This is a genomic window from Rhizobium sp. WW_1 (genome assembly GCF_003610155.1).
Taxonomy (GTDB): Bacteria; Pseudomonadota; Alphaproteobacteria; order Rhizobiales; family Rhizobiaceae; genus Rhizobium; species Rhizobium tropici_A.
In genome coordinates, this window is sequence record NZ_RAIN01000001.1 from 1,405,618 (window position 1) to 1,420,903 (window position 15,286).

Sequence of the window (15,286 nt, forward strand, 5' to 3'; positions counted from 1 at the left end):
TGAAGAGAATAGGCCATGACTGAACCGACCGATCTTTCCATCCAAGACCTCAGACGCAAATTTGCCGACAAGAGCCTGTCTCCCAGCGAATACTGGCTGGCGCTTGAAGAGCATATCGAGGCATGGGAGCCGACGATCGCTGCTCTCTATGCCTATGATCCCGAGGATGCCCGCAGGCAGGCGGCGGCCTCCACGGAGCGCTGGGCGAAGGGGGCGCCGCTTGGGGCCTTGGACGGTATTCCCGTGACGCTGAAGGAATTGATTGCCACCAAGGGCCAGCCGGTGCCGCTCGGCACGGCGGCCGTCGAACTCGTTCCCGCCGCCGAGGACGCGCCGATCGCCGCCCGCATGCGCGAGGACGGCGCGGTAATCTTCGCAAAAACCACCTGCCCGGATTACGGCATGCTGTCATCAGGCCTTTCCAGCTTTCACAAGCTCAGCCGCAATCCGTGGGACCCGAGCCAGAATCCGGGCGGTTCCAGCGCCGGCGCATCAGCGGCGGCGGCTGCCGGCTATGGACCGCTGCATATCGGCACCGATATCGGTGGCTCGGTGCGCCTGCCGGCGGGCTGGACCGGCATTTTCGGCTTCAAGCCGAGCCATGGGCGCATCCCGGTCGATCCCTATTATGTCGGTCGATGCGCCGGGCCAATGACACGCACCGTCGAGGATGCCGCCTTCTCCATGGCGACACTCTCGCGGCCCGACTGGCGCGACGGCACCAGCCTGCCGCCGAACGAGATCGACTGGATGGATCTCGATATCGACGTCAGCGGCATGAGGATCGGCCTGATGCTGGATGCCGGCTGTGGTTTGCCCGTCGATGACGAGGTGCGCGATGCGGTCATTGCCGCCGCCAAACGCTTCGACGAAGCGGGCGCGACCATCATCGACGTCGCGCCGGTGCTGACGCGACAGATGCTTGACGGGCTCGATGTCTTTTGGCGCGCTCGCTTCTGGGGCGACATCATGGGATTGAGCGAGGAACGCCGCAGCGCAATCCTGCCCTATATCCATAGCTGGGCGAAGGGTGGTGCTGAGATCAGCGGCGTCGATGCCGTACGCGGCTTCAACCAGACCATCGAGATGCGCAAGAGCTGCGGCAAACTGTTCACACAGGTGGACGCCGTGCTTTCGCCGACGAACCCGATCGTCTCCTATCCCGCCGAATGGGCCTCGCCCACCAATGATCCCGCCCGGCCCTTCGAACATGTCGGTTTCACCGTTCCGTGGAACATGTCGGAGCAACCGGCCTCGTCGATCAATTGCGGCTTTTCCCGCTCCGGCATGCCGATCGGCCTGCAGATCGTCGGCCCGCGCTTCGACGACATGCTGGTGCTGCGCCTTTCCAAGGCTTATGAAAATTGGAGCGGCGGCGTGACAAACTGGCCGAAGCGGCCGGGGTGAACCCGCAGCCGGCTAATCCCGCGTCAATGGCAAGGAAAGGCCGACCTTCACCCGGTCCATAGTGACGAGCGACTTGAATTTCGTGACATTCGGATTGTCGTAGAAGAGACGACGCGCCACCTCTTCATAGGCGGACATGCTGGCAACGACGATAATGAGAACGAAATCCGCCTCGCCCGTGACGCCGTAGCATTGCTGCACCTCTGGCGCTTCCTGGAAGCTGCGCTTGATCGCATTAATCAGGTCATAGCGTTCGTTCGCGATATGAACCTCGACGACGATGGTGATCGGCAAGCCCACAGCTGCCGGGTCGACCACCGCGATATTGGCCTGAATGACGCCGGTCGCCTGCATCCGCTTGATGCGCCGCTGTACGGCCGGCGCCGACAGGTTGATCCTTTCGCCGATCTCGCGCTGCGGAACCGTGCTGTCAGCCTGGAGAATCTCGAGAATTGCAAGGTCGAACTCATCGAGATCAGCGGATTTGCGCATTTCAATATATCCTTACCGCAAAGAGGAAACAAAATTGCATGAAAACCGTCAAAATGGAGCCAAATACTCATTCCGCATGTATTAGGTTTGCGCCACAAATCAACTGACTTGCAGAGGCAGAAGAATGTCACAGCCCGACACCGAATACGATATGCGCAGCCCGAGCCTCAATGAAGGCGCCGATACGAAGGGCTTCGTGCTGGGTGTTGTGGCGATGCTGCTCGCGGCGCTGGCGATGAGCATTTCGCCGAGCCTCGTGCGCCTTGCCGATGTCGGACCTTTCGCCAGCGCCTTCTGGCGCGTCTTTCTGGCGCTGCCGATCCTCTGGGTATGGATGCGCTATGCGGAAGCTGCCGAACCAAATGCGGCGCGTGCCAGCTTCACCCTGCCGACCATTCTTGCCGGCATCGCTTTTACGGGCGACCTGTTCTTCTGGCATCTCTCCATCATGCGGACGACGATTGCCAACGCCACCTTCTTTGCGACGATGGCGCCGCTCTGGGTCGTCATCTTCGGCTGGCTTCTTTTGAGGCAGCGCGTCAGTCGCGCCACGCTTCTCGGCCTCCTCGTCTGCCTTGCGGGCGGCACGGCGCTCGTCGTGCAGAGCCTGGCATTCAATCCGGATCGTGCCGTCGGCGATGCACTTGCCATCATCACCGGCGCCTTCTTCGGCCTTTATTTCCTGGCGGTTGGCGCTGCCCGTCCAAAGACGAATGCCGCCCGCGTCACCTTCGAACTCAGCATCATAACGTCGGCTCTGCTGTTCCTCGTCGCCTTCTTCTTCGAGCCGAGGATATTGCCGCAGTCGATCTCGGGATGGTGCGTCCTTCTGGCGCTCGGCCTCATCAGCCATGCCGGCGGACAGGGGCTGCTCTCGGTGGCGCTCGGAAGACTGCCGACCGTCTTTTCCTCGCTCGTCATCTTCCTGGAATCGATCGCAGCGGCGCTTTTCGCCTGGTTCCTGTTCGGCGAGAACGTCACCCTGCTGCAGGCGCTTGGCGGCATCGTGATCGTCGCCGGCATCTGGATCGCGCGTCCTCGCACACCGTAAACCCACCGCTGTCACAAATGATGGCAAGCGCCGTGGCTACAAGGTTGCGGCGCCCTTGTGCAAGACATCGGCATCCAGATCGTGCAGCGCCTTTTCAATCACGCGCAAATCGTCCTGAAGCCCATCGTCCGCACTCATCGCGCTTTCACTGCCAGCGCGCTGGATGGCGCGAGCCTCGCTACGCAGCTCGCGCAGCCGGTCGATCTTGCCGCTTCTGCGCATATGGTTGTCGAGCAAGATATCCCGGACCGTCTTTTCCATGGCCGTGACGAGCATCGTCGTCTCCTTCCGAAAACATATCTCGGTCAAGGAGATAACGAACGAGCGGAAAGTCGGTTCCGATCGGCGATCAGTCGATGAGGCGGCGATAGCCGGTCGGACGTTCGTAAAGCCAGCCAATGCGCTCGACGGCGGCAGCGAAATTCTCACGGGCGACGGTCATGGTATGGCCGTTGGCATGGACGATAGTTTCCGGGTCTTCCATGATCGCGACATGCCCCTTCCAGAAGACGAAGTCGCCGCGCTTCAACTCCTCGCGATCGATCGGCTGGCCAAGGCCGACGGCCTGCATGTCGGTATCGCGCGGTGCAGAACGGCCTGTCATCGACAGCGCCAGCTGCACGAGGCCCGAGCAATCGATGCCGAGACCCGAGCGGCCGCCCCAGAGATAGGGCGTCTCCAGGAAGCGCAGGGCGACGTCGACAAAATCGCCGCCCCTGTTATCGCCGATCGGCTGTACATGCTTGGCGAAGATGGCGGTGCCATCCTCCAGGACGACGTAGTGATTGCCGCGCGCCTCCGCCGTGCCAACAACATGCACGAGGCTGCCCATGGACAGGATCGCCGCGTGCGGCTTGCGCAGCTCCGGCTCGGGATAGACGAAGGTGCGCTGGGGAATGACGACATGGGTCGGGGCTGCAGCGCCCTGCCTGACCGCAGTTTCGGGAAGATAGCCGACATAACCGTCCGCCAGCGCCTTGACCCAGCACCAACCGTCGCGGCGCTCGAAAATTGTCACCTCTTCGCCCATCAGGAGCTCGGTATCGATGCCCGCGGCAAGATCCGGCTTCGGCCGAAGGGCGATGACCGGGACGGCGACGCGAGCGCTGCTGCCTTCGACAAAGCGCTCGGCCTCGACCCTGCCCTTGAGAGAGGCTTCGGCGAGATCTGGCCTGAAAGCATTGAGACGGCGGTCGAGCGTCATGGCGGAATTCCCAGATTATAGTTTGCGGCCATGCTCGATGACGAGATCGCCGAGTTTTTCCAGATAGAGCGCGCCGGTGACCGTGCGCTTGATGATGACATTGCGGCGGTCGCGGTCGTCGCGTACGCGGTCGACCAATCCCATCTCGCCCATGGTGTCAAGCGCCCGGGTGATGACCGGCTTGGTGACGCCGAGCGTAGCGGCAAGCCCGCGCACCGTATGCGGCGGCGGCACGAGATAGATCTGCAGAAGGATCGCCGTCTGCCGCAGCGTCAAATCATGATCCTCGCGGCGCACCTGAGCGAGCGTCACGCCATGCCAAAGGCCAAGAGCCTGCGAGGCAGAGAGATCTAGCGGCAAGGGCAACCCCGAAAATCGTTACGCTGCCGTTCCAGTCTCGGTCAAGATCGTGGCAGATTCAAGGGGAATTCATCGACCCCTTCTCCCCGCATTGCGGGGAGAAGGTGAGACCGAGACGTTGAGCGAAGCGAAAGGTGGAGGGCTCGGATGAGGGGCTTTCTCGAAAGTAACGAAAAGATCAAAGTCTCCGTCTCTTCGAACCCATTGCCGGTGATGGTCAGGCCGGATCAACGCTGTGGCACCGGTGCGCCTGGCCCCTCACCCTAGCCCTCTCCCCGCAATGCGGGGAGAGGGAACGACGGCAATCTACCGCACGCTCTGCCTGATATGATGATACAGCGCCCGAATCCCCTGCGCCTCGCCGCCGCCGGGGGAATGCGGCCGTTCGCTCGGTGCCCAGCCGAAAATGTCGAAATGCGCCCAGCTCGGCGTCTTCGTCACGAAGCGCTTCAGGAACAGGGCGGCGGTGATCGAGCCGGCCATGCCGCCGGCAGGGGCATTGGTGATATCGGCAAATTTCGTGCGGATATCCTTGTCATAGCCCATGTAGAGCGGCATGCGCCACAGCGGATCGTCCGTCTCCAGGCTCGCTTCCGTCAGATCGTTGGCGAGTTCGCTGTCATCGGTGAAGAAAGGCGGCAGGTCGGGGCCGAGCGCGACGCGGGCAGCGCCCGTCAGCGTCGCCATGTCGATCATCAGATCCGGCGCGTCCTCGTCGGCATAGGCAAGCGCATCGGCGAGGATCAGCCTGCCCTCGGCATCGGTATTGTCGATCTGAACCGTGAGACCCTTGCGGCTCCTATAGATATCGCCGGGGCGGAAGGCATTGGCCGAAATCGAGTTCTCGACGACGGGAATGATGACGCGCAGGTCGACCTTGAGCTTGGCGTCCATGATCATCAGAGCCAGACCCATAACGTTGGCGGCGCCGCCCATGTCCTTTTTCATCAGCAGCATCGAGGATGCCGGCTTGATGTCGAGGCCGCCGGTGTCGAAACAGACACCCTTGCCGACCAGCGTGATGCGGCGATGGCCCTTCTTGCCCCAGCGCATTTCGAGAAGACGCGGCGCGTCGACGCTGGCGCGTCCGACAGTATGGACGAGCGGGAAATTTTCCTTCAGCAGATCGTCGCCAATGATGACGGACATTTCTGCCTTGTAGTGTTGGGCGAGCGCCCGGAAGGCGGCTTCCAGCTGCTCCGGTCCCATGTCGTTGGTCGGCGTGTTGATGAGATCGCGGGCCAGGAAGACGCCGGCGAGCTGGCGTTTGATATCGGCGGCATCGGCATCGCGCGGGATCATCAGCGTCGGCGCCGGCGCCTTTTCCGATTTATAGCGATCGAAGCGGTAGCTGCCGAGACCGAAGCCAAGCGAGAGCCGGTTCGCCGTCAGGGGCGCCGTCTCGATGTGCCAGTCGCCGGCCGGCAGGCTGCGTGCGAGCTTGCCCGTCAGGAAGGGTTGCTCCGAGGGATTGGAGCCGAGGCCGAACAAGGCCCCGCCCAGATGCCCTTCAGCCGTCGGAATCAGCAGCAACGAGCCGCTTTCGGCCTTGTAGCCAGCCTTGCGGGCCCAATCGAGCGCGATGGGGTCGATGGTGCCGGTCTCGACATGCGCCGGAGTGACGGCAAAGATCGGCAGGGTCGCGCCGCCCTTCGAATTGAAAGGCGTCGCGCGCTCGATGAATTGATAGGGGGCCATGACTATCCTTTGACGATGACTTCAGGGAATCGGGGACTTCAGGGAATCGAGAGTTAACCGTCTGTTAGGGTTAACAGATTATTGCTGGAGCGAACATTGCGTCGAACCTTTCCCTGTTCCGATTCTAGGCCGGACGCAAGATTTAAGGATTCAGGGATAGCGTCATGTCCGCCCGTTCAACCACGTCTTTGCTCAGAACCTTCCTTTTTCGGGGCGCCTCGGCCGCACTTCTGGCGCTTGCGCTCGCGAGCTGCTCGACGACGGGGAAAGACAGGATAACGACCGGCTCGATCCCCACGACGTCGAAATCCCTCGACACGATGAACAGCACCGATCTGGCTCAGGCAACCGCGGCGTATGGCAAGGCCTATGACGCCAATCCTAAGGATCGCGATGCCGGCGTCAATTATGCCAACGCGCTTCGCATGAGCGGCCGCAACGATCAGGCCCTTGCCGTCATGCAGCAGGTGGCGATCGCCAATCCGAGCGATCGCGGCGTGCTGGCGGCCTACGGCAAGGCGCAGGCGGCGGCGGGCCAGCTGGACGAGGCGCTGTCGACCATCGATCGCGCCCAGCTTCCGGATCGGCCGGATTGGCGTCTGGTTTCAGCCCAGGGCGCCATCCTCGATCAGCTGGGGCGCGCCACTGACGCACGGGCGAAATATCGGGACGCGCTGGTACTCGCTCCCAACGAGCCCACCATCCTTTCCAATCTCGGCATGTCCTACGTGCTGACGGGCGATCTCAAGAATGCCGAAAGCTATCTCCGTACCGCTGTCGCCCAACCGGGCGCCGATAGCCGCGTACGGCAGAATCTCGCGCTTGTCGTCGGGCTGCAGGGCCGCTTTGCCGAAGCCGAACAGATCGCCCGCCAGGAACTGACGCCGCAACAGGCGAACGCCAATGTCGCCTATCTGCGCGGCATGCTGGCGCAGCAGAACTCCTGGCAGAAGCTTGCTGCCGGCAACGACACGAGAAAGGTCGTCCAGCAGTAAAGCCGGGAGAACCCGGGACGCTGCCGACAGGGGCTTGTTCGGACAGGGATCGAACGCCGTGCAATGCCGGCGAAGGTTCGATCGGCCCGGATACTTACCGCCAGATATGCCGCGGCAGGCCCTCAGCCACCAGCCGCGCGCCAAGTGCGCCGATGACCGCACCCGCCACCCTATCGATCCAGAGCTTGGAGCCGACATAGAGCGCACGCGGACGGTTGGAGGAGAAGGCCAGCGTCACCACCGTATACCAGCCGACTTCGACCAGGAAGACTGCGGGCGGGACCGTAAACAGCAGCCAGGGTGCCGGGGCCGCCGGCAGAAGGGCGGCGAAAATACTGCCGTAGAAAATGGCAGTCTTCGGATTGCTGAGCTGCGTTCCCAGCGCAAAGAGAAAGTTGCGCCTAATACCGCTCGCTGCGGGCGTCGCCGGCGCATCCATCGGAAGATCGTCTGCGGCGCTGCGCCAGATGCGGATGCCGACATAGATCAGATAGAGACCGCCGCCGATTTTCAGCGCGAGATACAGCCATTCGACTTTCATGAGCAACGCGCTGAGGCCGAACAGAGCCAGGGTCGCGAAGATGACGCTGCCCGTTCCCATGCCGAAGGCTGCAGCAAGGCCAGCCTTGCGCGAACGGGAGACGGCAATGCGCGAAACCAGCACGAAGCTCGGACCGGGACTGACCGCCCCGATGAAAACCGCCGCGATGACGCTGAGAAATATTACCAGGGATGACATGCAGAACCTCCCAACAGGGCCGACACGACCGCCCGGCGCATTACGGAAATGGTGCGGCGGGCGCTATCGGCAGCATTGCGTGAGAGATTAATCATGCGGAATGCCGCCGGCAAGCCGGCAGATCAGAACTTGTCCATCGCCTGGATGATTGCCGGACCGAGAATGACGGCCATCAAAACAGGCAGGAAGAAGATGATCATCGGCACGGTCAGCTTCGGCGGCAGCGCGGCTGCCTTCTTTTCCGCCTCGTTCATGCGCTCGTCGCGGCCTTCCTGCGCCATGACGCGCAGCGCCTGCGAGAGCGGGGTGCCGTAGCGTTCGGCCTGAATGAGGGCTTGCGTCACCGATTTGACGAGTTCGATCTGCGTACGTGCTGCAAGATTGTCGAAGGCCGTGCGGCGATCCGGCAGGAAGGAAAGTTCGGCCGTGGTCAGTACCATTTCCTCGGCCAGTGCCGGGGATTGCTCCGCCATTTCCTCCGAGACGCGATGCATGCCGGCCTCGATTGAAATGCCCGACTCCACGCAGATCAGCATCAGGTCGAGAGCGTCCGGCCAGGCGCGCTTGATCGACTTCTGCCGCTTGGTCACCAGATTGGAAATATAGATGTTCGGCGCATAGAAACCGAAATAGGCAAAAAGGATGACGCCGAGCAGGCGGATCGGCAGCGGCCTCGAGGCAAAATAACCGAGACCGAAGACCAAGAGAATCGCAACGGCCAGGAACAGGAACGGCAGCAGGAATCGGGCTACCAAGAATATATTCAAGGCGTTTTCCGAGCGCAGGCCCGCAGTGCGCAGTCGATTGACGGTATTGGCGTCGACGAGCGCGTTGCGCAGGTTGAAGCGCTCGACGATCTGCCTGGCATTTCTATTCTTGTGGCTGCGCAGCGACGCCTTGCCGCCATCGGCGCTCAATCGTGCGCGCTCGCGGGCGCGGAGCTGCTCACGCTCCGTCGACACCGCCTTCATGCGCTTGTTGAGGTCGCCGCGCTCCAGCATCGGTATGGCGATCGTGTATAAGGTCGCAAATACGGCAACCGCAACCACGATAGCGAGAAGGGTACCGGGATCGGTCAAATTGGAGGCCAAATCGGACATGACTAGACGGCTCCCTTCACTCAGATCTCGAAATTGACCATGTTGCGCATGATGAAGATGCCGATCGACATCCAGACGGCGGCGGCGATCATGATCAGATGGCCGCGCGGGTCGGTGAACAGGATCATCATGTATTGCGGCGACGTGATATAGACGAGCGTCATGACGATGAAGGGCAGAGCGCCGATGATGACGGCTGACGCCTTGGCTTCCATCGACAGCGCCTTGACCTTCGCCTTCATCTTCTTGCGTTCGCGCAACACCTTCGAAAGGTTGCCCAAGGCTTCGGACAGGTTGCCGCCTGCCTGGGCCTGGATTGCGATGACGATCGAGAAGAAGTTCACTTCCTGCAGCGGCATATAGTTCGCGATGCGTGCACAGGCCTCCGCCATGCTGAGACCGACCTGCTGCGCCTCGACCACGCGCCGGAATTCCGTCTTGACCGGTTCGCGTGCCTCGGCCGCCACAAGCCGGACGGCATCATTGAGCGGCAGGCCCGAGCGAAGGGAGCGGGTGATAAGGTCGAGCGTATTCGGAAACTCATCGAGAAATTTCGCCTGCCGGCGCTTGATGAGAAAGCCGACGACCCAGCGCGGCAGGCCGAAGGCGGTAGCGACGAACATGCCCAAGATGACGAGGGGCGGCACGCCGACGATGAAAAAGACCAGCGTGACGAAAATGCCGAACAGCACGCTGAAGATGTAGAAGCGCGACGGCGTCAACGACAGGCCAGCCTGCACCAGGCGCGCTTTCAGCGATTGCTTCTTTTTCGCGTTTTCGGACTGGCGCCGTTCCAGATCCTTCAAAGTCTCTTGCACCGATTTGCGGCGCTTCGACATTTCCTGGACGCGATCGCGCGCTACCTTGACCTTGACGCGGTCGGTCTCGGCCTGCTTGACCCGGTTGACCCGGCTTTCCGTCTTCTTCTGTGTTTCGATCCGCGAATAAAGGATGCCATAGCAGACTGCGGCAGCAGAGACCGCCGTCAGCAGCACAATCAACAGCACTATGGGATCGATACCGAACATCGTCGTTCCTATTGCGCCTTCTGTTCCATCTCATCGAGAGCGGCTGCCAGGCGACGCTCCTCGTTATAGTAGCGAGCACGATCCCAGAAATGCGGCTTGCCGATGCCAGTGGAGACGTGCCGGCCGATGATCCGGCCGTTTGCATCTTCGCCCTCGATCTCGTAGCGCATCAGATCCTGGGTGATGATTACGTCGCCTTCCATGCCGACCACCTCGGTGATCTGGGTGATCCGGCGCGAACCGTCACGCAGGCGCGCAGCCTGAACGACGACGTCGACAGAGCTCGAAATGATCTCACGCACGGTCTTGGCCGGTAGGCTGAAACCACCCATGGCAATCATCGATTCCATGCGGCTGAGGCATTCGCGCGGCGTATTGGCGTGGATCGTGCCCATGGAGCCGTCGTGACCGGTATTCATCGCCTGCAACAGGTCGAAAACCTCCGGTCCGCGCACTTCGCCGACGATGATGCGTTCGGGGCGCATACGCAGGCAGTTCTTGACCAGATCGCGCATGGTGATCTCGCCCTCGCCTTCGATATTCGGCGGCCGGGTTTCGAGACGGACGACATGCGGCTGCTGCAACTGCAGTTCGGCCGTGTCTTCGCAGGTGATGACGCGTTCGTCACGGTCGATATAGTTGGTGAGGCAGTTCAGCAGCGTCGTCTTGCCCGAGCCCGTACCGCCTGAAATGACGACATTGCAACGTACCCGGCCGATGATCTGCAGCAGCGTCGCACCTTGCGGCGTGATGGCGCCGAAGCGCACAAGCTGGTCGAGGGTCAGCTTGTCCTTCTTGAATTTACGAATGGTCAGCGCGGGGCCGTCGATCGCCAGCGGCGGGGCAATGACGTTGACGCGCGAGCCGTCGGGCAGGCGCGCATCGCAGATAGGACTGGATTCATCGACGCGGCGGCCGACCTGGCTGACGATGCGCTGGCAGATCGAAAGAAGCTGCGCATTGTCGCGGAAGCGGATTTCGGATTCGACCGTCTTACCGCCGACTTCGATAAAGGTCTGGCCGGAACCGTTGACCATGATGTCGGCGATATCGTCGCGAGCGAGCAGCGGCTCCAGCGGACCATAGCCAAGCACGTCGTTGCAGATGTCCTCGAGCAACTCCTCCTGCTCGGAGATCGACATCGCGAAATTCTTGATGGTGATGATATCGTTGACGATATCGCGGATTTCCTCACGTGCGGCCTCGTTGCCGAGCTTGGAAAGTTGCGACAGGTCGATCGTGTCGATGAGCGCGGAGAACACTTGCGACTTGGTGTCGTAATATTCTTCGGTGCGCGCGGTCCGACGCCGGCTGGGCGTCTGCATCGACGGCGGGACTACCTGCTGACGCGGCTGCGCGGTATCGCGCGACGGCTCGATCAGCACGGCCGGCGCCGTTGGCCCACTCGCAGCGGCGGGCGCACGCACCTGTGCCGGCGGAGGCGTTACGCCGCCGCTCTTTGCAGGACCTTCACTTCCGCGCTTGCCAAACATGTCTTTGTTTCCAATTCTACTGCTGCCGCACGACCTTCGCGAAAGATCCAACTTTCGGAAGCCCGCGCGAAATCAAACACTTACTTTCGCTTCAAAAGGCCAAGCAAACCGCCCTTTCTTGCCTTCTTCAAAGCAACACGCCCGGTGACGATGTGCGATATCTGCGAGAAGGTCTCCGCGATCGGCGACTTCGGATCGGTCTCGGAAATCATTTGTCCGCTGTTGGCTGCATTGCCGAACAGGTTGATGTCAAAGGGAATGATGGCGATCGGGTCGGTCTCCAGCGGGGCACAGAACTCCGAAGGGTTGATCTCCGGGCGTTTCGGCATGCCGACCTGATTGAGAATGAGGTGCGGCGCCTTGTCGTTGGGCCGCAGCCTGCGCAACGCATCGATCAGGTTCTTGGCATTGCGCAGATTGGCGAGATCGGGTGCCGCGCAGATGACGACCTCATCGACGGCGCCGAGCACCGAGCGCGTCCACTCCGTCCAGACATGCGGCACGTCGAGGACCGCCACCGGCGCGCTGCGCTGCATAACGTCAAGCACCGGCAGGAAAGCCTGCCCTTCGAAGTCATAGGCGCGATCCAGCATCGAGGGTGCCGCAAGCAGTGACAGATGCTGGGAGCATTTGGTCAGCAATCGGTCCAGGAAGACTTCGTCCAGGCGTTCCGGCGCATAGACGGCCTCCGCAATCCCCTGGGCGGGGTCCTGATCGAAATCGATATTGGCGGTGCCGTAGGGCAGATCGAGATCGGCAAGGATGGTTTCGGTCGAAAAGAGGCTGGAAATTCCAAAGGCGCAATTATGGGCAATAGTGGACGCGCCTACACCGCCCTTGGCGCCGATGAAAGCAATGCTGCGGCCAAGCGGTTCGGCATCGGGATCGATGAAGATCGACGCCATCGCCGTCATCAGGTCGAGCATGTCGGTCGGCTGCACGATATATTCGGAGATGCCGTTGCGGATGAGCTCCCGGTAGAGGCCGATATCGTTGTGATAGCCGACGACGATGACCTTGGTGCTCGGATCGCAGACGGCGGCGAGTGGCTCGAGTTCCGCCAGCAGGCTGCGGGGATTGGCGCGGGTCTCCAGGATGATGAGATTCGGGGTCGGCGTCGAAGCGAACATGTTCGCCGCGGCTGCAACGCTACCGCTGGTAATCCGGAGGCTGACCTTGGACATGCGTCGATCATTGGCGCACTGGTCCATCACCTGCTGCAACTGCTCGCTTTCGCAGAAGGCGTGTATGGATATGCGCGGCAGCGGCCGCAGATTGTCGAGATTGCCCGAGCGCGGGGCCTCCTCCGCTTCCGCGGCAGTGGAGCCGATGTCGTATTCGATGGCGTTCATGATTTCATCCCGTTGCGCCGGCCCATTGCATTCAATTTCCGCTTCCGCCACCGAAGCCGCCGACCGAAGCCGTGCTGGTGGGGGTCGCACCCGTACGATAATCGTTGATGACCTTGCTACGCTGATCGGCATCGATCGGCGTCATCGCGCGCGGCGAGATCAGATCGGTCGGATTGGCGACCTGCGCTGCCAGATTTTGCTGGGTGGCGCAGCCGAAATTGTAATAGTTCTGATTGTCGAAGGCGTTATCGGCGAGGTCGTCCGGCCATTGGCCGCAGGCGTTGGTGGCTGCCGTCGTTGCCGAGAAGCGCAGGCGGATCGGCGCCGCATCGCCGGGGCCGTTCGCCGCATAATAGGTGTTGACGATCCGCCCCGACGGAATGCCGCTCGTCACCAGTTCCCGACGGATCTGCGAGTTGAGTGCCGATGCGGCCAGCGCATTTTCCGATTGCCGCGGCGACAGGATTTCCACCGTGCCGCTTGCATGGGCACGATAATCCTGCACGAAACCGCGAACCATGTCGCGCATGCCTGTCGTCAGGTGCCGATCGCTGACAGCGACGGGGATGTCGACGCTGTGCTCCTTTTCTGTGAGCACGATGGGATGGCGCTGACGGTAATCGTCCCTGATGGCGCTCGTCGCCATGCCGTCCGGGGAGCCGGCGCAGCCGCTGACAGCCGATATCAGAGCCAGGACCGGAGCGATCAGCATCGGTTTCGAGAAGCGTGGCCGGACGCTGCGAGGCGCATTGCTTTTGGGGCTGACCATCTTTTGATCTCTCGCTAAGCTCGTTGAAAAGGCTGCTGTCACGATCCCGCTCCTCACTTGTAGATGAAGCCGACTGTGCCATGGAAATCGGCGTCGGCGACCGGCGGACCATCCTTGCGGCCGTAGATCTTGTTGACACGGTTCATGAAGAAGACGCCGGCATCGTTCGGCGGCGAAAAATTATCGTCAGGACGAGCAAGCTTCTCGCGCGCGACTGGCCGCACGAGGTAGGGCGTTGCAATGATCACAAGCTCGCTCTCATCCCGCTCGAAGCTCTTCTGACGGAACAGGGCACCCAGGATGGGTATCTTCGATGCGCCCGGCGTTCCGGAGGTCGTCTGCTGCACGCTGTCGCTCAGCAGGCCGGCAAGAGCGATCGATCCGCCTGATGGCAGCTCGACGGAAGTATTGGCAGCGCGCTGATTGTAAGTCGGGGTTGCCGATGATGCGACGGGTTCGGAAACCTGTGTCTGCACATGCAGGCTGATGCGCCCGCCGGCAAGAACGACAGGCGTGAAAGCCAGCGTTATACCGTAGGTATAGGGCGTGATCGTCGTATTGCCGTCCTTGTCAGTCGTAGAATAGAGCGTCTGACCGCCGGAATTGAAGGTCGCGGCCTGTCCCGAAATCGCCGTCAGTGTCGGCTCTGCCAGGGTGCGCACGGCGCCGGCCTGTTCGAGAGCGTTCAGGTAAGTACTGATATTGTATTTGCCGAGAGCATATTTGAAGAGCGTGGAGATGCCGCCGGCGCCGGTGGCATTCGTCGGGTCTCCATTTACTCCGAGGAAGTTCGTCGTTCCGCTATTGCCGATGTTACCGAGTTGCGCCACGCCCAGGCCCGAGGAGTTGCTGACCAGGTTATCGAAACCGATCTGCTTCAGGACGCTGCGCTTGATTTCGGCGACAGTCACCTTGAGCGTTACCTGATCTTCGCCTTCGATCTGCAGCATATTGACAATCTGCGACGTCTGTCGCCCTTCGGCGAAAATGGCGACTGCGTTGTTGTCGCCGCTGCCGGAGGCAGTCTGGTTTCGCGTCGTCGCTTCGCCGCCTTTCAGGAAGGCCTGGGCGAGCTGCTGGGCGCGGATCGAATCCTGCGGTGTGCGCACCATGCCGGTGAGGACGATGTTGTCGGAGATGATCTCGACGCTGATGTCGGAGTCCGGAATGAAGCGCTTGATATTGTCCTGCAGGCCGGCAATGTCGCGCTCGATCTGCAGATCAAGGCTGACGATCTCCTTGCCATCGGCGCCGAAAATGAAGATGTTGGTCTGACCGACCGTCTTGCCGAAAAGGTAGATGCGACGCGAGGTTCGCGTCACCGCATCCGCCATCTTGGGATCGGAAACGAGGATATCGTGTGCGTCGGCCGGGAGATCGACGACAAGTGCCTTGTTGAGCCCGAGCTTCAGGGTGCGCTTCGTGCCAAGGCCGGCTATGGTGACGATACTGTCGGAGCCGCCGGCGAAGGCCGATGGCGTGCGCAGCAGGGCGGGAATATCGGCCAGGGGCAAACCTGCAAAGGCAACCGAAAAGGAAAGAACGGCTGCGAGAGGAAGGCTGGCTTTCTTGCTTGTCTTGAACATGGTCTCGCCCCT

At 61.5% G+C, this 15,286-nt stretch carries 15 protein-coding genes; 3 read left to right on the forward strand and 12 right to left on the reverse strand.

The annotated features are described in order from the left end of the window. Positions 1–15: 15 nt before the first annotated feature. Positions 16–1,407, forward strand: a complete 1,392-nt coding sequence (locus BJ928_RS06805) for an amidase (RefSeq protein ID WP_047634998.1) — start codon at positions 16–18, stop codon at positions 1,405–1,407. A 12-nt stretch (positions 1,408–1,419) separates the two neighbouring features. Here BJ928_RS06805 and BJ928_RS06810 read toward each other — a convergent pair whose 3' ends face one another. Then, positions 1,420–1,899 (reverse strand): Lrp/AsnC family transcriptional regulator, encoded by a 480-nt coding sequence (locus BJ928_RS06810; protein WP_047634996.1) that lies wholly within the window; start codon positions 1,897–1,899, stop codon positions 1,420–1,422. Positions 1,900–2,023: 124 nt separating this feature from the next. On the opposite strand from BJ928_RS06810, the gene BJ928_RS06815 reads away from it, so the two are divergent. Next, positions 2,024–2,950 (forward strand): DMT family transporter, encoded by a 927-nt coding sequence (locus BJ928_RS06815; RefSeq protein ID WP_047634994.1) that lies wholly within the window; start codon positions 2,024–2,026, stop codon positions 2,948–2,950. A 36-nt stretch (positions 2,951–2,986) separates the two neighbouring features. Here BJ928_RS06815 and BJ928_RS06820 read toward each other — a convergent pair whose 3' ends face one another. The 4 genes from BJ928_RS06820 to BJ928_RS06835 all read right to left on the reverse strand — a co-directional run bounded on the left by BJ928_RS06820 (position 2,987) and on the right by BJ928_RS06835 (position 6,212). Then, positions 2,987–3,226 (reverse strand): hypothetical protein, encoded by a 240-nt coding sequence (locus tag BJ928_RS06820; RefSeq protein WP_047634993.1) that lies wholly within the window; start codon positions 3,224–3,226, stop codon positions 2,987–2,989. 73 nt (positions 3,227–3,299) lie between these two features. Further along, a complete protein-coding gene (locus BJ928_RS06825; RefSeq protein WP_047634991.1) occupies positions 3,300–4,154 on the reverse strand; it encodes an NlpC/P60 family protein in 855 nt (284 codons plus the stop codon). Positions 4,155–4,169: 15 nt separating this feature from the next. Continuing rightward, positions 4,170–4,514 carry a MarR family winged helix-turn-helix transcriptional regulator gene (locus BJ928_RS06830; protein ID WP_047634989.1) on the reverse strand — a complete coding sequence of 115 codons (345 nt, stop codon included), beginning with the start codon at positions 4,512–4,514 and terminating at the stop codon, positions 4,170–4,172. Between the two features lie 306 nt (positions 4,515–4,820). Continuing rightward, positions 4,821–6,212 (reverse strand): M17 family metallopeptidase, encoded by a 1,392-nt coding sequence (locus BJ928_RS06835; RefSeq protein ID WP_047634988.1) that lies wholly within the window; start codon positions 6,210–6,212, stop codon positions 4,821–4,823. 164 nt (positions 6,213–6,376) lie between these two features. Between BJ928_RS06835 and BJ928_RS06840 the strand changes: the two genes are divergently transcribed. Beyond that, a complete protein-coding gene (locus BJ928_RS06840) occupies positions 6,377–7,207 on the forward strand; it encodes a tetratricopeptide repeat protein (protein WP_047634986.1) in 831 nt (276 codons plus the stop codon). Between the two features lie 94 nt (positions 7,208–7,301). On the opposite strand, the gene BJ928_RS06845 is transcribed toward BJ928_RS06840, so the two are convergent. The 7 genes from BJ928_RS06845 to BJ928_RS06875 all read right to left on the reverse strand — a co-directional run bounded on the left by BJ928_RS06845 (position 7,302) and on the right by BJ928_RS06875 (position 15,274). Continuing rightward, positions 7,302–7,946, reverse strand: coding sequence for a LysE family transporter (locus tag BJ928_RS06845; RefSeq protein ID WP_047634984.1), 645 nt, complete (start codon positions 7,944–7,946; stop codon positions 7,302–7,304). A 122-nt stretch (positions 7,947–8,068) separates the two neighbouring features. Continuing rightward, a complete protein-coding gene (locus BJ928_RS06850) occupies positions 8,069–9,046 on the reverse strand; it encodes a type II secretion system F family protein (protein ID WP_047634982.1) in 978 nt (325 codons plus the stop codon). Positions 9,047–9,066: 20 nt separating this feature from the next. After that, on the reverse strand, positions 9,067–10,074 hold the full coding sequence (locus tag BJ928_RS06855) for a type II secretion system F family protein (RefSeq protein ID WP_047634981.1): 1,008 nt from the start codon (positions 10,072–10,074) through the stop codon (positions 9,067–9,069). A gap of 8 nt (positions 10,075–10,082) precedes the next feature. After that, the gene (locus BJ928_RS06860) at positions 10,083–11,567 is read right to left on the reverse strand and encodes a CpaF family protein (protein WP_047634980.1); all 1,485 of its coding nucleotides are present in this window, start codon (positions 11,565–11,567) and stop codon (positions 10,083–10,085) included. Between the two features lie 80 nt (positions 11,568–11,647). Next, positions 11,648–12,919, reverse strand: a complete 1,272-nt coding sequence (locus BJ928_RS06865; protein WP_047634979.1) for a CpaE family protein — start codon at positions 12,917–12,919, stop codon at positions 11,648–11,650. 31 nt (positions 12,920–12,950) lie between these two features. Further along, entirely contained in the window at positions 12,951–13,688 is a 738-nt protein-coding gene (locus BJ928_RS06870; RefSeq protein WP_047634977.1) for a CpaD family pilus assembly protein, read from the reverse strand. A 53-nt stretch (positions 13,689–13,741) separates the two neighbouring features. Continuing rightward, on the reverse strand, positions 13,742–15,274 hold the full coding sequence (locus BJ928_RS06875; protein ID WP_047634975.1) for a type II and III secretion system protein family protein: 1,533 nt from the start codon (positions 15,272–15,274) through the stop codon (positions 13,742–13,744). Positions 15,275–15,286 lie beyond the last annotated feature (12 nt).